We start from the raw sequence: 16,691 nt of genomic DNA on the forward strand, positions 1-16,691 counted from the left end.
ACACCATCGGCGACTACCAACGCCAGCTCTTCCTCATGGACCACGCCGGCCTCCCCCTCAAGACCGTCCTCGAACAGCTCGACATCCTCGGCGAAGAAGTCGTCCCCGTCCTCCGCAAGGAATTCGCCGCCCTCCGCCCCGCGAACGTCCCCGACGCCCCCACCCACGCCTCACTCCTCGCCGCCCACACCACCTCGAAGGAGGTCTGACCGTCATGACAACGCCCCTCGGCCTCACCACCACCCCGCTCCGGATCGTCGCCGTGTCGGCCGGGCTGAGCCAGCCGTCCTCGACCCGGATGCTGGCCGACCGGCTGGCATCGGCCGCCCGGGAGCAGCTGGAGGCAGGCCAGGACCGCCAGGTCGAGGTCCGTGTGATCGAGCTGCGCGACCTGGCCGTCGACATCGCGAAGAACCTGGTCACCGGCTTCCCGCCGGCCGACCTGCGGGATGCCGTGGACGCGGTGGCCGGGGCGGACGGGCTGATCGCGGTGACCCCCGTGTTCAGCGCCTCGTACAGCGGTCTCTTCAAGTCCTTCTTCGACCTGATCGAGAACACCGCGCTGACCGGGAAGCCGGTCGTGATCGCCGCGACCGGCGGTTCGGCCCGGCACTCGCTGGTCCTGGAACACGCGATGCGCCCGCTCTTCGCCTACCTGCGGGCCGTGACCGTACCGACCTCGGTCTACGCGGCGTCGGAGGACTGGGGCTCGTCCGGTGACGAGTACACCGACGGCCTGCCGTCCCGCATCCGGCGGGCCGGCGGCGAGCTGGCCTCGGCCGTTCTGGGACGTACCGTCTCCGGTGCCTCCCGGTCACTGGGACTGGACGACGGGCTCGACGCGATCGTGCCGTTCGCGCAGCAGCTCGCCGGCCTGCGGCTCGACTGATCCCGGCGCCCCGCCCGGGGCCGTGTCCCACGGACACGCGCACCCCGACACGCACTCGGATGTCCCGAATGTCCAGTCTGCTTAGAGTGTGGACCGGACATCGGATCGAGTGGGACCGAGCGGGACCGAGCGGGAGGCAGAACATGGGCAGGATCGTCGTAGGTGTGGACGGCTCGGCATCGTCGATCAAGGCACTGCACTGGGCGGTGCGCCAGGGCGAGCTGACCGGCGACACCGTCGAAGCCGCCAACAGCTGGGAGTACCCCGCCACGAGCTGGGCCTCGATGATGCCGGGCCTGCCGGAGGACTTCGACCCCCAGGCCCTGGCGACGGTCTCCCTCACCGAGGCACTGGAAGAGGCCCTCGGCGCGGAGCGCGCGGCAGGGATCAGCAAGGTCGTGATGCTCGGCAACCCGGCGCAGAACCTCATCGACCGCGCCCGGGGGGCCAACCTGCTGGTGGTCGGCGCGCGCGGCTACAGCGGCTTCAAGGCGACCCTGCTGGGCTCGGTCAGCCTCCACGTCACCCAGAACGCCCCCTGCCCGGTGACCGTCGTACGCGACTGAGCATCTGAGCGGCTGAGCGGCCGAGCGCGAACGGACGGCGATGAGGGGCACCCCCGTGCGGGGCGCCCCTCATCGCCGTCCACGGCCCCGTCCTCACCGGAGCCCGTCACCGGTCCGGTCGCTCCGGACGCCGGTTCGGCGGTCGCCCGCGCCTTCCTCGGCGAAGGGCCGGTCGGTGATCCGGTGGGCGGTCCGGTCGGTGGCCCGGTAGATCGTCCCGCCGGTGGTGCGGTCGGTGGTCCGCTCCTCCGGCCAGTCCTCCCGTGAGTAGAAGAAGTAGTACATGGCGAGCCCCACCGGGATACCGACCACCAGACCGAGGATGGTGGAGCGGAGCACACTGGTGTCGGTCAGACTCACCAGGAAGCCGATCGCGGACGCCGTCAGCGCCCCGTAGGCCGTCGCCCGCGCCTCGCGCGGGATCACGTACTGGAACCTGGCCAGGGCGAGGCAGAGCACGGCGAACGCGATACCGGCGGCGAAACCCAGCGCCACCTGTCCACCCGTACTCGGGCCGCCGTCACGCCGGATGAACGCGGCGTAGAAGCCGTAGATGACACCGAGGAGCAGAGGCACCCCCCAGGCCATCGCGGTGCGGTGATGGGCCGGCGTCCGAGCACGCCGCGCCTCGGGCCTCGACCCGGCGGGCATGGCTGCGTGTGTGGCCATGGCGGAGAGCTCCTTCCGTCGCCCCCTTTTCACTCCAGCGCACACCCGGCCGCGCCACCCGGCAACTCGAATGGACGACGGCTCGGGGCGCGGCACCGGCGGCCGGGATTCCCTGAGGAGATGCGGACCTCCCTCTCAGCGATCCTGTCGGCCGTGCTGCTCGTCCTGCTCGCCGTGCTGGTGCCGTTGAGCGCGCTCTCCGCCTGGGTCGACCTGGAGATCGACGACACCGACCGGTACGTGGCCGCCGTCTCCCCGCTCTCCTCCGACCCCGCGGTGCGCGACACCGTCGCCGACCTCATCACCGACGAGGTGATGAAGCGGATCGAACTCGGCGCGCTCCAGGACACCATGCGCGATTTCCTGCACCAGGGCGTGTTGTCGTTCACCACGACGGACGCCTTCCGTACCGCCTGGGACGCGGCGAACCGCACCGCCCACACCTCGATCACGGCCGCGCTCGACGGCGACTCCGGCGAGGCGGTGACCCTCGACCTCGCCCCGGTGATCGAGCAGGTGAAGAAGGAGCTGGAGAACAGCGGGGTGCCGTTCGCCGACCAGATCCCGGTCGAACGCACCGAACTCACCGTCCTCTCCGGGGACCGCGCCGACCATGTGCGCCGGACGTTCGGCCGGCTGCGGTACGCCAGCGTCTGGCCGGCCGTGGCCACCCTGGTCCTCCTCGTGCTGGTGGTGGGGCTGGCGACGGTCCGGGGCGGCCGCCGGGCCGGGCTCTTCGCCACCGCCGTCGTGGGCGGCGGGCTCCTCCTGGGCGCGGTCGTCCTGCGGGTGCTGATCGCGGTGGGCCGCTCCGAGGTGCTGGACGCGGTGCCCGACAGCGACCGGGCCGGTGCGGCGGCGATCTCCGACGCGCTGACCGCCTCGCTGCGCACCACGGTGTGGTGGCTCCTCGGAGTGGGCGCCGTGCTGCTGGTGGCCGGTCTCACCGCCCGGTACCTGCTGCCCTCGCGCCGTCCCCGCTGACGCGGGCGCAGGCTGCCCCGGCCCCCGCACCGGCGGGGACCGCCTCCGCGTGCGGCACGGAACGGGCCGGGCGAGAGTGGGAGCTGAGCCTGAACGCCGGGGTGACTGGGAGGTTCCCGTATGCGTGCCGTCGCCGTCACCGCGCTCCTCGGGGAGCCCGCACTCGTCGAACTCCCCAAGCCCGACCCGGAGCCGGGCGAGGTACGGGTACGGATCGAGTACGCGGCCCTCAACCCGTGCGACTGGCAGCGCGCCGACGCCCCGGCGGCGGGCTCGTCCCCCCAGGGCCTCCCGCACGTCCTCGGGGTGGACTTCGCCGGCCGGGTCGACATGATCGGCCGCGGCCCCAGCCGCTTCCGGGTGGGCGACGCGGTGTTCGGCCGGGTCGCCCACCCGCTGCCCGGCCGGGGCGCCTACGCCGATTACGTATCCGTGCACCAGGACTCGCCCATCGCCCTGGTCCCGGCCGGCCTTTCGCTCAAGGTCGCCGCCGCGCTGCCGACCGCCGGGACGGCCGCCTGCCAGATCCTCGCCGCCTCGGGCGCCGGCGAAGGCGACTCCCTGCTGATCGTCGGAGCGGCGGGCGGCATCGGCAGCTACCTCACCCAGCTCGCCTCCGCCCGGGGCGTACGCGTGCTCGCCGCCGTACGCGGCGACGAACGCCGCCGGATGGCCATTCTCGGCGCCGCCCGCACCCTGGACGTCTCAGCCGGCCCGGAATCGCTCCCCACCGCCGTACGGGAGGGGTGCCCGCAGGGGGTGGACGCCCTCGCCGACCTCGTCTCCGAGACTCCGGACGCCTTCGCCGCGCACGTCGCCCTCGTCCGGGAAGGCGGCATCGCGCTCACCACCCGGGGCGCCACCGGCACCCCCGGAAACCGCACACGGCACGTCGGCCCTCCCCCCGTCGACTTCCGGCTCGCCCCGTCCGCCCTTCTGCTCGACGCCCTCGCCGCAGCGGTGACCAGCGGGGCGTTCGTCGTCCCCATCGACGTCGAACTGCCCTTGGAGAAGGCTCCCGGAGCGCTCGCGCAGAACCGCGCGGGCGGCGCCCGGGGCAAGACGGTCTTCGTCCTCCGGCCCGGCGGCGGTGCCGGACACCCCACCCGGTGATCCGCTCCCCGACCGCCCCGCACCAGCACCCGGCCCGCTGCGGGTGGGCCGCCGTCCCGCCCGTGCCGCCCGCCCCGTCCGCCCTCCACGGAAGGAACCCCTGTGCCCGACAACGACATCCTCGCGAACATCGACGAACTCGTCGCCGAGGAACGGTCCCTGCGCGACCGGTCCACCGCCTCCCTCGGCCTGTCCGCGGAGGAGAAGATCCGGTTGCGTACGGTGGAGGTCCAACTCGATCAGTGCTGGGACCTGCTGCGACAGCGTCGCGCGCTGAGCGAGTACGGCGATGACCCTTCGAAGGCCCGGGTACGGCCGGCCGACGAGGTGGAGGGGTATCAGAGCTGAACCGCACGACCGAACACGCCCGATCCGGGCCGGCCCGACGAGACCCGGCCGGTCCGTGCTCCGGGCAGTCCCACGAGGAGAGTGAGCAGTGGCCACGGCCGAAGCCGGCACCGGAAAGCGACGCGTGACGCCGCCGCCCTGGCTGCTGAACGGACTCCGCCCCCAGCCCACCCCGATCCCGTGGGCGGCCGTACTGCGCGCCGCCGTCGCGATGGCCGCACCGCTCGCCGTCGGCTTCGCCGTCGACCGCCCCTCCTACGGTGCCCTCGTCTCCATGGGGGCGCTCTCCGGTGTCATCGGCGACACCGCCGACGCCTACCGGATGCGCATCTTCAACATCGCCGTGCCGCAACTCTTCGGGGCCATCGGCGTCACCCTCGGCTCGCTCGTGTACGGAACCGGATGGGCCGCCGTGGGCGTGCTGACCGCCATCGCACTGGTCTCCGGAATGATGTCCACGATCGGCGCCGTGGCATCCGTCTCCGGCCTGCTGTTCCTGCTCAACTCCGTGATCGGCGCGGGTCTCCCGATGCCCGACCCCTGGTGGGTCGCCCCGGTACTCCTCGCACTCGGCGGGCTCGTGGTGCTGGCGCTCGCCCTGCTCTCCTGGCCCTTCCGCCGCACGCTCCCCGAACGCACCGCGGTCGCCCGCACCTACCGCGCGGTCGCCGCCCTGCTGCACGCCGCCGGGACCCCCGCGTACGAACTGCACCGCCAGGACGTCACCGAGAGCCTCAACACCTCCTACGACCTGATCCTCGCCCGGCGGGCCCGCTACCACGGCCGCAGTCCCGCCATGGTGCGGACGCTCTCCCAGCTCAATGTCGTCATCCCGCTCGTCGAAGCGGCACCCGCCGCGCACGGCGAGGGACGCACGCTGCCCGATGGTGTCCCGGCAGCCGTCCGTGCTCTCGCCGACGACATCGAACGGGGCCGCACCGGGCTCCCCGATCCCGAACTGCCCGCGCCCGATTCGCCCGCCACCCGCGCCGTGGACAGCGCGCTGCGCCACACCGCGACCGTCGTGCACCGGGCCGGCCCCGACCCGCACAACGTGGACGACCGGCTCGGCCGACCCGCCGCCCTGCGCGTCCGGGTCCGCCGGGCGCTCCGGTCCGTACTGCTCTCCGAGGCGTCCTGGCGCTACGGGCTGCGTCTGGCCCTCTGCATCGGGCTGGCCCAGGCACTCACCTCGCTCATCCCGGTGGAACGCTCCTACTGGGTCGCGCTCACCGTCACCTTCGTCCTCAAGCCGGACTACGGCTCGGTGTTCTCGCGCGCCGTACTGCGGGCGGTGGGCACCACCGCCGGGCTGGTCGTCGCCGCTCCCGTGCTGGCCGAGGTGCCGACCGGCTGGTGGTTCGTCCCGGCGATGGTGGTCCTCGCCGCGCTGATCCCGGCGCTGACGGCGAAGGGGTACGCGTTCCAGACCGCGGCCGTCACACCGCCCATCCTGCTGCTCTCCGACCTCCTCAACCACCAGGGCCTCGATCTGGTCCAGCCGCGCTTCCTCGACAGCCTCCTCGGATGCGCGATCGTGCTGGTGGCCGGCTACCTGCTCTGGCCGGAGAGCTGGCACACCCGCGTCGGCGACCGGCTCGCGGACGCGGTGGAGGACATCGCCGACTACGTCGCCTACGCCTTCGACCTCACCAGCGAGCTCGACCGGGCCGAGCGCGTCCGGGCGCGTCGGCGGCTCTACCGCGACCTCTCGGCGGTCCGCTCAGAGTTCCAGCGCGCCCTCACCGAACCGCCGCCCATGGGCACGCGCGCCGCGGCCTGGTGGCCGCTGGTCGTCGCGGTCGAGCGCATCGTCGACGCGGCGACAGCGGCCCGGGTACGCCTGAATTACGGAGCGCCGGCACCCGAGCCCGGCGAAGCCATCATGATCGAGGGCCAGTTGCGGGAGCTGGCCGCCGGAATCCGCTCCAGCGAAACCCTGGTGGGGGTACGGGCCGATCTCTCCGCCGACGAGGAGAGCGTGCTCGGTCCGCTCTGCCAGGAAGTCGCGGCCGCCCGAGCCATCGCCTCTCCCCAGCCTTGACGTTGTTTCACGTGAAACGTGCACCACGGAGAGTGGTGACGGGCGCCACCGGTCCGCCTCGCGACGGCAGGCGTCTCCGGTTCAGCGCGATCCCGCGTCCCGGCCACCCTGGAGCCGGTCCATCTCCCGGCGGTCGCGCTTGGTGGGGCGCCCGGTACCCCGGTCGCGGACCGGCACCTGGAGAGCCACTTCCCGGGGCGGCGGGGGCGGGCTGGTGTCGACGAAGCACTCCACCGCCACGGGTGCGCCGACGCGCTTCTTCACGATCTTCGACACGGTGACGATCCGGTCCCGGCCCTCGTGCCTCAGCCGCACCTCGTCGCCGACCCGCACCGACTGGGCGGGCTTCGCGCGTTCCCCCGCGACCTTGACGTGCCCGGCACGGCAGGCGGCCGCCGCCTGCGCCCGGGTCTTCGTCAACCGGACCGACCAGATCCACACATCGACCCGGACGCTGCCTGCCGCCTGCGGAGCCTCACCGGAAACCGAAACCATGCTCCGACTGTAACGGGGAGCTCCCGGCCAGGGCATGTGAGTCCGGCACGGTCCGCGCGGGAGTCCGTACCACGGAGACCGCACCCGAGGCGGACCACCATGCGCCCGGGAGGGCGCAGGACGTGTGCGCACCGTGACGAGGTACGTCCGTCCGGGTGTTGAGGAACGAGCCCATGAACCTGCGGCGAAGTCCGCCTGACCGCCGAACTCTTGGCTTCTCACAAGGAAACGGTTGCGCGTCGGTTCACCCGCGCGCGGGCCGGACCGCCGAACGGCCGGATCCGGCCGCTAACCTTACGTATCCGTCCTGGCCAGGGATGATTTTCCACGGGTCGGACATATCCCGCACCCAACTCACGCGAAAGGCCTCGCCCATGGGCATTCGGAGCTTGCTGCGCAAGGTGTTCGGCCGGGAGCAGGACGAGCCGACCACGGCCACCGTTCCTCCCCAGGGTGAGCGCGCCCGATCGACGGAGCCGGAGCCGGAGTCGCACGCGGTCCCGGAGAGCGTTCCCGCTGCCGAGTCCAAGGTGACCGTTCCCGCGCCCGCCGCCTCCCCCCTCTCCTCCGCCTCCCGCACCTCCTCGGACGCGGGTACGGACGGGACGGCCGGTACGGACGGGGAAGACCGGTCGGACAAGGGGCACGCGGCGGAGCTGGTGGCCGCCGCCTTCGACCAGCCGTCCACCGCCGCGACGCCGACGGTGCCCGCCCAGAACTCGGGCCCCAAGCCCGCGGCCGAAGCGAAGCCCGCACCGGCGCCGGTCGCCGAGTCGGCGGCCGAGCCGAAGCCGAAGCCGAAGCCGGAGCCGGAGCCGGTCGCCGAGGCAGTCGTCGAGCCCAAGGCCGAGCCGGTCGCCGAGCCGAAGCCGGAGCCGGTCGCCGAGGCAGTCGTCGAGCCCAAGGCCGAGCCGGTCGCCGAGCCGGTCACTGACCCGGTCGCCAAGCCGGTCGCCGAGCCGGTCGCCGAACAGGCTGCCGCGTCCGAGCCGGAAACCGCGGCCGGGGACGCCGCGGTCATCGAGCCCGAGGTGCTCGCCGCCGCGATCACGATCGACATGGACCCGGAGCCCGAGGCCGAGTCCGAGCTCACCGAGCCCGAGGCCCCGCAGGTCGGGTCCCCGCAGCCCGCGGCCGCCCAGCCCGCGGCCGACGAGCCCAAGGCCGCGGAGAAGGCCACCGAGGCCGCCCTCGACGCGATCATCATCGACTACGAGCCCGAGCCGGCCGCCGAAACGCCCGCCCCCGAGGCAACGGCCCCGGCCGTCCCGGAACCCGCGGTCGCCCCGGAAGCCGCGGGCGCGCACGAACCCGCGGTCGCCCCGGAAGCCGCGGGCGCCCCGGTGACCGCGGTGGAAGCCCAGGCCGCCCCCGCCGCGCCGGAGGCCCCGGGCACCGCCGCCAAGTCCGCCACCCCGCTCGCCCGGGTGAAGTCGCGCGCCCCCGGGCTGGTCGCCCCGTACAAGTCCGCGCAGGCCGCGCTCAAGGCCGAGGGGCTGAGCGGGTTGCGGGCCTCCGTCTACCTGGTGCTCGACCGCTCGGGTTCCATGCGGCCGTTCTACAGGGACGGCAGCGCCCAGCACCTGGGAGACCGCACGCTGGCCCTCGCCGCGCACCTGGACGAGGACGCCTCGGTCGACGTGGTCTTCTTCTCCACCGACATCGACGGCACCGGCACGCTCGGCCTCGACGGCCACGAGGGGCGCATCGACCTGCTGAACGCCGGTCTGGGACGCCTGGGGCGGACCAACTACCACCGGGCCGTCGAAGAGGTCGTCTCCCACTACGAGAAGTCCGGTTCCACCGGCCCCGCGCTGGTCGTCTTCCAGACGGACGGTCCGCCGGACGCCAAGGTCGCGGCCAAGCAGGCACTGACCGAAGCCGCGCGACTGCCGCTCTTCTTCCAGTTCGTCGCCTTCGGTGACCACGACGCCAAGGGCTTCGACTTCCTGCGGAGGCTGGACGCCGAACACTTCGGCTTCTTCCACGCCGGTCCTGCGCCCGCCACGATCCCGGACGCCACGTTCTACCGGGAGATCCTCGCCGGGCTCCCCGCCTGGATCGCGGCCAGGTCCGGCGGCTCCGTCGGCTGACCTCGTACCCCGCACCCCTGAACCACCGCTCCACCGCACCTCACGGCGGGCCCGGTCACCGGGCCCGCCGTCCGCGTCCCGGGCCCTGGGGCGGTTCCGGGCGGGAGCGAGGAGCGGGGAGTCGGGGGAACCTCCTGCGGACCGTTAGGATTTTGGCCATGGCGGCCACTGGATCCGAGAAGCAGGGAGAGACGTCGTTCTACGTCTCCACCCCCATTTACTACGTCAACGACGCTCCTCACCTGGGCCACGCCTACACGACCGTCGCAGGCGACGTGCTCACGCGCTGGCACCGCCAGCGTGGCGAGAAGGTGTGGTACCTCACCGGCACGGACGAGCACGGTCAGAAGATCATGCGCACGGCCGAACAGCACGGCGTCACCCCGCAGGCCTGGTGCGACAAGCTCGTCGAAGAGGCGTGGAAGCCCCTCTGGGAGCACCTCAACATCGCGAACGACGACTTCATCCGCACCACGGAGAAGCGTCACACCGACCGGGTGCAGGAGTTCGTCCAGGACCTGTACGACAAGGACGAGATCTACAAGGGCGGGTACGAAGGCCCGTACTGCGTGGGCTGTGAGGAGTACAAGCTCCCCGGGGACCTCATCCAGGCCGAGGACGGCACCCCGCTCTGCCCGATCCACAAGAAGCCGGTGGAGATCCTCAAGGAGGAGAACTACTTCTTCAAGCTGAGCGCGTACGGTCCGAAGCTGCTGGAGTTCTACGAGGCCAATCCCGGCTTCATCCAGCCGGAGTCAGCCCGCAACGAGGTCGTCAACTTCGTCAAGCAGGGCCTCCAGGACCTCTCGATCTCCCGCTCGACCTTCGACTGGGGCGTCCCGGTGCCGTGGGACGAGAAGCACGTCATCTACGTGTGGGTCGACGCCCTGCTCAACTACGCGTCGGCGGTCGGCTACGGCTCCAACCAGGAGAAGTTCGACGCGACCTTCCCGGCCAACGTGCACCTGGTCGGCAAGGACATCCTGCGCTTCCACGCGGTGATCTGGCCCGCGATGCTGATGGCCCAGGGCCTCCCGCTGCCCGGCCGGGTCGCGGCCAACGGCTGGCTGATGGTCGGCGGCGAGAAGATGTCGAAGTCGAACCTGACCGGCATCAAGCCGCAGGACCTGACCTCGCACTTCGGTGTGGACGCGTACCGCTGGTACTTCCTGCGCGCCATCGCCTTCGGCAGCGACGGCTCGTTCTCGTGGGAGGACTTCTCGGCCCGCTACACCTCCGAGCTCGCCAACGACTACGGCAACCTCGCCTCCCGGGTGGCCGCCATGATCGGCAAGTACTTCGGCGGCACGCTCCCGGGTGCGACCGCCGCCGGTGACGCCGAGCAGGCGGTCCAGGACGGCCTCGCGAAGGCCGTCGCCGCGGCGGACCAGAAGATCGGTGAGGAGCTCGACTTCCAGGCCGGCATCCTGGCGATCTTCGACTTCGTGAAGCAGGTCAACGGCTACATCACGGAGCAGGAGCCGTGGAAGGTCGCCAAGGACACCTCGCCCGAGGGCCAGGCGCGTCTGGCGACCATCCTCTACACGGCCTCCGAGGCGCTGCGCGGTGTCGCGGTGCTGCTGAACCCGGTGATGCCGGAGACCTCGCAGAAGCTGTGGGAGTCGCTCGGCGCCGAGCCCTCCCTCGGCGCGCTGGCCGACCAGCGCGTCCAGGATGCGGCCACCTGGGGCCGACTGCCCGCAGGCGCCACCGTCACCAAGGGTGCGGTGCTCTTCCCGCGCCTGGAGGAGAAGCCGGCCGCGTAGCCGGCGCACGGCCGCACCAACCCTGGTGGGGCCTTGTACGGGATGGGGCCTCGGGGCCCATGACGCAGGACATGCCGGAAGGGCGGGACCCCCGTGGCCCCGCCCTTCCGGCGTACCCGGGCACCGGGACACCGCCCAGGGTCCGGATACGTCATCAGCGGGCGAGTGACGCCTTGTCGCCCATCACGACGACCGGCTTCTTCGCCGGGTCCAGCGTGAGCAGTAGTTCCTTCATCCGCGCTTCCGAGACCGAGACGCAGCCCTGCGTCGGGCCGCCGTGGTCCACGTGGATCCAGATGCCGCCGCCCCGGTCCTCCCCGAGGGGGCGCTCGTGGTCGATCGGGCTGACCCCCTCGACACGGTTGTAGTTGATGGCTACGACGTAGTCGAAGGAGCCTTGCAAGGGCTCACCGAAGAAGCCGTCGCCCTCCACCGCGAAGTACTCCTCCTCGTCGTAGGGGAGGAGCGTGCCGGGGTCGGGCAGCTTGCCACCCGCGTCGGTGAGGCCGAAGACGCCGACGGGGGACCTGAGGTCCCCGGTGACGTGGTCCTCGGTCCACCCTTCCATGCCGTTGTGGGCGGCCCAGGGTGCGAAGACGGGGGTCCAGCTGCGGTCCGGGGCGTCCCGGGCGTAGAGGACGGCGGTGGACTCGTTGGAGTCCACCCCCTGACCGGTCACGACGAACGCCTGCCGGGCGTCGACCGGGATCTCCGCCCGGGTCTGCGGTCCCAGCCCCGGGATCTCCAGCGGCGGTACGGATACGGACGGGGCAGGCGGCGCGGACGGGGCGGGCGGCGCCGGGGCGGCGGTGGCGCCGGCGGTCCCCCGGCCGCCCTCGCCGTCCGCCCGGACCCCGGCCCCCACGGTCTTCGCAGGGGCCGCGGGGGAGGTGTGGGCACCACAGCCGGTGAGCACCAGCAGGAGCGCGAGGACCGGAGCGACGAGCAGAGCCGGCCGTCGGCGGCGCGGAACCGTGCGAGGCACGGTACCCGGACGGAAGAGAACCCCCGGCCGGGGCAGAGGGGCCCGGCCGGGGGCAACGGACGCGCGGAGAAGAACGGCCGGACCTGGGGAAACCGACGAGCCGGGGGCGACGGGCGGGCGGGGGGAGACGGGCGGGCGGGAGACGCGCGGACGACGGGAGACGGACACGGGGCGGGCTCCTGAGTGGTTCTGACTGACGGCCTCTCAGGAGCCACTCTTCGCCGCGCCCGGCCTTTGCGAATCCGGGCGGGGGCCATCCGGCCGTACACCGGCCCACCCAGTACCACGGCGACCGGTCCGTCCCGGCCGGCCGAAGGAGACTCCGGCACCGCGGAACAGCCCCCGACCGGCCGGTCGGGGGCTGTTTCACGTGAAACGTACGGGGAGCGGGGGCGCGGGGCCGAGGACGGCTCGGTGCCGCAGGAGGACCACCGGGCCCTCGTCCGGATCGGGCCGGGCACTCGAGCCCCGGCCCGGCCCCGACGGGAGGAGTTGCCGCCCCGCTCCGCCGGTTACTTCTCGGTCTTCTCCGCAGCGGCGGACTCGGCCTTGGCGGCCTCGCCCTTCGACACGGCGGCCGGCTTGCGGAGCTGGATGTTCAGCTCGCGCAGCCGGGCCTCGTCCAGCACGGTCGGGGCGCCCATCATCAGGTCCTGGGCGTTGCCGTTGAGCGGGAAGGCGATCGTCTCGCGGATGTTCGGCTCATCGGCGAGCAGCATCACGATGCGGTCGACGCCCGGGGCGATGCCACCGTGCGGCGGGGCGCCGAGGCGGAAGGCGCGCAGCATGCCCGCGAACTCCTGCTCGACGGTCTCGCGGTCGTAACCGGCGATCTCGAATGCCTTGAGCATCAGCTCGGGCTCGTGGTTACGGATCGCGCCGGAGGAGAGCTCGATGCCGTTGCAGACGATGTCGTACTGCCAGGCGAGGATGTCGAGCGGGTCCTTCGTCTCCAGGTCCTCCAAGCCGCCCTGGGGCATCGAGAAGGGGTTGTGCGAGAAGTCGATCTTGCCGGTCTCCTCGTCCTTCTCGTACATCGGGAAGTCGACGATCCAGCAGAACCGGAAGACGCCCTCCTCGAAGTGGCCGGACCGCTTGGCCGCCTCGACCCGAACGGCCGACATGATCTTGGAGACTTCGTCGAACTCGCCCGCGCCGAAGAAGATCGCGTGGCCCGGGACGAGCGAGAGGCGCTCGGTGAGCGTCTTGACGTCGGTCTCGGTGAGGAACTTGGCGATCGGACCGGCGAGCGTGCCGTCCTCGCCGACGCGGACCCAGGCGAGGCCCTTGGCGCCGTGCTCGACGGCGTACTCACCGAGGCCGTCGAAGAACTTGCGGGACTGGCCGGCGGTGTCCGGGACGGGCAGCGCGCGGACGTGCTTGCCGGCGAACGCCTTGAACCCGGAGTCGGCGAAGACGTCCGAGATGTCGACGAGCTCCAGCTTCGCGCGGAGGTCCGGCTTGTCGTTGCCGTACTTCAGCATCGACTCGCGGAACGGGATGCGCGGGAAGGGCGAGGTGACCTCGCGGCCGTTGCCGAACTCGGTGAAGAGTTCGGTCATCAGCTTCTCGATCGGCTGGAAGACGTCTTCCTGCTCGACGAACGACATCTCGACGTCGAGCTGGTAGAACTCGCCCGGCGAGCGGTCGGCGCGGGCGTCCTCGTCGCGGAAACAGGGCGCGATCTGGAAGTAGCGGTCGAAGCCGGAGATCATCAGCAGCTGCTTGAACTGCTGCGGGGCCTGCGGCAGCGCGTAGAACTTGCCGGGGTTGAGACGCGAGGGCACGACGAAGTCACGGGCGCCCTCGGGGGAGGTCGCGGTGAGGATCGGGGTCGCCATCTCGTTGAAGCCTAGGGCCACCATCTTCGAGCGGATGGAGGCGATGACGGCCGAGCGCAGCATGATGTTGCGGTGCATGCGCTCGCGGCGCAGGTCGAGGAAGCGGTACTCCAGGCGGCGCTCCTCGTTCACACCGTCCTCGGTGTTGATCGTGAAGGGCAGCGGGGCCGCCTCGCCGAGCACCTCGACCTCGGCGACCTCGATCTCGATCTCGCCGGTCGGGAGCTCCGGGTTCACGTTCTCGGTGCCGCGCGCGGAGACCTTGCCGTCGATCCGGACGACGGTCTCCTTGGTCAGCTTCGAGAGTGCCTCGTTCCCCGGGGTGCCGGGGCGGGCGACGAGCTGGACCAGGCCGTAGTGGTCGCGGAGATCGATGAAGAGGATGCCGCCCAGGTCTCGGCGATTGTGCAGCCAGCCGCTCAGCCGGACGTCGGTGCCGACGTCAGAGGCGCGGAGCTCGCCGCAGGTGTGGGACCTGTACCGATGCATCGTCGTTCATCCAGTCTTCGCGGTTGGGGTCTGTGAGCCACCCCAGGCTACCGCCCGGAGCCCGGCCACTTCATTGCCATAACCGCTCCAAGATCATTCACACTCGTCGCGCAACCGCCCACCGGCCGTCGCACACGCGTGGGGAGCGCCTCCGCCGCGGCCGGTCGGGCCCCCTCGGTGGCGGCTCCCTCGGTGGCGTATGCGGAACGCATCTTCCTAAAGTGGGGCAATGCGTACCGAGGACATCCTGGCGGCCACCGAGACGGGGCTGTGGCGCTGGGACACCGCGGACGGGACGGTCACGCTCGACGCGGAGGCCGCCCGTCTCCTCGGGTTGCCCGGGGCCGGGGACTACCGGGAATCCGTCGTACGCGCCCGCTACCACCCCGCCGACTGGAACGAGGTCCGCTCGGTCGTCAATCTGGCGGTCTCCGAGGACACGCTCGCGGAATCCCGGCTCCGGATCGTCGACGGGGACAGCACGGTGCTCCGTACCGTGCGGGCGCGGGCCCGGCCCTACATGCCCAGGGGCCGGATCACCGATCAGTTCGTCCTCTGGGGCACGCTCCAGGAGGTCGCGGAGCCCATTCCCGGCATCTCGTCCGCGCAGACGCCCGTCACCGGCGACTGGCGGCGCTCCCGCGAGGCGTTCCTGCTGGACGCGGGGAGGGCCCTGGCCGAGGCCCGGTCCACGGAGGAGGTGCTGCGGGTCGCCGGATCACTCTCGATGCCCGGCTTCTCGCCGGACGGGCTCGCGGTCTTCGGCATCGAGGGGGACCGGCTCACCGTCGTCGGCCACCACGGGCACAACGACGGCGACGAGGAACCCTTCGCCGACATGCCGCTCCAGACCGACTATCCGGCGGCCGAGGTCGCCCGGACCGGCCGGTCGATCTACCTGTCGACGCCCGAGGAGTACGCCCGGCGCTTCCCGCTGACCTGGCCGCTCGCCCGCAACTTCGGCCGGCATTCCTGGGCCTTCCTGCCGCTGGTCGTCTCCGGCCACACCATGGGCGCCTGGATGGCCGGCTTCCGCCAGTCGGTGAGCTTCTCCCCCGACGAGCGGGCCGTGCTCACCACGGTGGCCAGGATGCTCGCCCAGGCCCTCGACCGCGCCGGGGCGGCCGAGACCGAGCGGGAACTCTCCCTGGGACTCCAGCGGGCGATGATGCCGTCCCTGGGCATGAGCGCCCCCGGCATCACCGTGGCGGCCCGCTACATCCCCACCGGTGGCGGCCTCCAGGTCGGCGGTGACTGGTACGACATGATCCCGCTGCCCAACGGCCGGGTCGCGGTCATCATCGGCGACGTCCAGGGGCACGACGTGCGCGCGGCCGGTCTGATGGGCCAGCTCCGCATCGCCCTGCGGGCGTACGCGTCCGAGGGGCACCGCCCGGACGCGGTGCTCGCCCGCGCCTCCCGCTTCCTGGCCGGGCTGACGAAGGCGTACGAGTACGACGGCGACGGCGACGACTCCAGTGCCCCGCGCTTCGCGACCTGCCTCTACGCCGAGGTGGACCCGGCGAACGGCTCCCTCGACATCGCCCGCGCGGGCCATCCCGACCCCGTGGTGATCAGCGCCGACGGCACCGCCGTGATCCGGCAGACCCAGGGCGGACTGCCGCTCGGCATCGAGACCGACGCCGACTACCCGACGACCCAGGTGGTGCTGGAGCCCGGCGAGACGATCATGCTCTGCACCGACGGGCTCATCGAGACCGGCGGACACGACCTGGCGACCGGCTGGGAGCGGCTGCGCCCGGTTCTGGAGACGCCCGGAGCCGATCCGGAGACCCTCGCCCAGGCACTCCTGGAGACGGTCCACGGCCCCACCTCGCACTACACGACGGGCCCCCTCGCGGAGCGGCACGAGGACGACATCGCGCTGGTGGTGCTCCGCCGTGACACTCCCGCCACCCTCGCGAAGACCCCGCCGCGCCGGGCCGCCGTCACCATCGCGCAGGCCGAACCGGAGCGGATCGCCATCGCCCGGCAGTTGCTGCGCGAGCTGCTGCACGACTGGGCGGACGCGGAGCAGGTCGACTCGGCCGTGCTGATGCTCTCCGAGATGGTCACCAACGTGCTGGTCCACACCGACGGGAACGCCCTGATGGTGGCGGAGGTGACCGGCGAGCAGGGCGAGCGGCGGTTGCGGGTCGAGGTGGCGGACGGCAGCGACGAGCTCCCGCACAAGCGGCGCCCGGGCGAGATGGCGTCCAGCGGACGCGGGCTCGTCCTGATGGAGATGCTGGCGGACACCTGGGGGGTCGATCCGCGCGGCGAGGGCAAGTCGATCTGGTTCGAGCTGTACGAGTCCTCCGAGCCGGAGGAGCTCACGGCGGGGTCGGTCCCGTTCGAACAGATCTGACCGCCCGGACCGGCCGCACCGTGCTGAGCGCCCCCGGTGGG

General features: G+C 72.1%; 12 protein-coding genes and 2 pseudogenes. 10 read left to right on the plus strand and 4 right to left on the minus strand.

Annotation, left to right across the window (positions count from 1 at the left end):
• The 3 genes and pseudogenes from ACFYPN_RS18805 to ACFYPN_RS18815 form a co-directional block, all read left to right on the plus strand.
• Positions 1 to 209, plus strand: a pseudogene (locus ACFYPN_RS18805) (5,10-methylene tetrahydromethanopterin reductase); the annotation flags it as partial.
• 5 nt (positions 210 to 214) lie between these two features.
• Positions 215 to 889: an FMN reductase gene (locus ACFYPN_RS18810; protein ID WP_389299468.1), complete on the plus strand. Its 675-nt coding sequence runs from the start codon at positions 215 to 217 to the stop codon at positions 887 to 889.
• A gap of 143 nt (positions 890 to 1,032) precedes the next feature.
• Positions 1,033 to 1,455 carry a universal stress protein gene (locus ACFYPN_RS18815; protein WP_389299471.1) on the plus strand — a complete coding sequence of 141 codons (423 nt, stop codon included), beginning with the start codon at positions 1,033 to 1,035 and terminating at the stop codon, positions 1,453 to 1,455.
• A 258-nt stretch (positions 1,456 to 1,713) separates the two neighbouring features.
• Here ACFYPN_RS18815 and ACFYPN_RS18820 read toward each other — a convergent pair.
• Positions 1,714 to 2,124 (minus strand): annotated as a pseudogene (locus tag ACFYPN_RS18820) (hypothetical protein); the annotation flags it as partial.
• Positions 2,125 to 2,244: 120 nt separating this feature from the next.
• On the opposite strand from ACFYPN_RS18820, the gene ACFYPN_RS18825 reads away from it, so the two are divergent.
• From ACFYPN_RS18825 to ACFYPN_RS18840, 4 genes are all read left to right on the plus strand, one after another.
• Positions 2,245 to 3,108, plus strand: coding sequence for a hypothetical protein (locus ACFYPN_RS18825; protein WP_358765583.1), 864 nt, complete (start codon positions 2,245 to 2,247; stop codon positions 3,106 to 3,108).
• 120 nt (positions 3,109 to 3,228) lie between these two features.
• The gene (locus tag ACFYPN_RS18830) at positions 3,229 to 4,221 is read left to right on the plus strand and encodes an NADP-dependent oxidoreductase (RefSeq protein WP_389299474.1); all 993 of its coding nucleotides are present in this window, start codon (positions 3,229 to 3,231) and stop codon (positions 4,219 to 4,221) included.
• Between the two features lie 102 nt (positions 4,222 to 4,323).
• The gene (locus ACFYPN_RS18835; RefSeq protein WP_358765586.1) at positions 4,324 to 4,569 is read left to right on the plus strand and encodes a DUF2630 family protein; all 246 of its coding nucleotides are present in this window, start codon (positions 4,324 to 4,326) and stop codon (positions 4,567 to 4,569) included.
• A gap of 88 nt (positions 4,570 to 4,657) precedes the next feature.
• Positions 4,658 to 6,613: an FUSC family protein gene (locus ACFYPN_RS18840; RefSeq protein ID WP_389299477.1), complete on the plus strand. Its 1,956-nt coding sequence runs from the start codon at positions 4,658 to 4,660 to the stop codon at positions 6,611 to 6,613.
• Positions 6,614 to 6,694: 81 nt separating this feature from the next.
• Here the strand turns inward: ACFYPN_RS18840 and ACFYPN_RS18845 are convergent, their stop codons facing one another.
• Positions 6,695 to 7,108, minus strand: coding sequence for a S4 domain-containing protein (locus tag ACFYPN_RS18845; protein WP_358765589.1), 414 nt, complete (start codon positions 7,106 to 7,108; stop codon positions 6,695 to 6,697).
• Between the two features lie 374 nt (positions 7,109 to 7,482).
• Here ACFYPN_RS18845 and ACFYPN_RS18850 point away from each other — a divergent pair, with 374 nt between their 5' ends.
• Positions 7,483 to 9,201, plus strand: a complete 1,719-nt coding sequence (locus ACFYPN_RS18850; protein WP_389299481.1) for a VWA domain-containing protein — start codon at positions 7,483 to 7,485, stop codon at positions 9,199 to 9,201.
• Between the two features lie 158 nt (positions 9,202 to 9,359).
• Positions 9,360 to 10,967, plus strand: a complete 1,608-nt coding sequence (gene metG, locus ACFYPN_RS18855; protein ID WP_358765593.1) for a methionine--tRNA ligase — start codon at positions 9,360 to 9,362, stop codon at positions 10,965 to 10,967.
• A 154-nt stretch (positions 10,968 to 11,121) separates the two neighbouring features.
• Here metG and ACFYPN_RS18860 read toward each other — a convergent pair whose 3' ends face one another.
• Together ACFYPN_RS18860 and aspS are read right to left on the minus strand one after the other, a co-directional pair.
• Complete coding sequence (locus tag ACFYPN_RS18860) at positions 11,122 to 11,952, minus strand: L,D-transpeptidase family protein (RefSeq protein ID WP_389299484.1); 831 nt, start codon at positions 11,950 to 11,952, stop codon at positions 11,122 to 11,124.
• Between the two features lie 512 nt (positions 11,953 to 12,464).
• On the minus strand, positions 12,465 to 14,282 hold the full coding sequence (gene aspS, locus ACFYPN_RS18865; protein ID WP_389299486.1) for an aspartate--tRNA ligase: 1,818 nt from the start codon (positions 14,280 to 14,282) through the stop codon (positions 12,465 to 12,467).
• A gap of 229 nt (positions 14,283 to 14,511) precedes the next feature.
• Between aspS and ACFYPN_RS18870 the strand changes: the two genes are divergently transcribed.
• Positions 14,512 to 16,650: a SpoIIE family protein phosphatase gene (locus tag ACFYPN_RS18870; RefSeq protein ID WP_358765598.1), complete on the plus strand. Its 2,139-nt coding sequence runs from the start codon at positions 14,512 to 14,514 to the stop codon at positions 16,648 to 16,650.
• Positions 16,651 to 16,691: the final 41 nt, after the last annotated feature.

This window comes from Streptomyces sp. NPDC005576 (genome assembly GCF_042871745.1).
Taxonomy (GTDB): Bacteria; Actinomycetota; Actinomycetes; order Streptomycetales; family Streptomycetaceae; genus Streptomyces.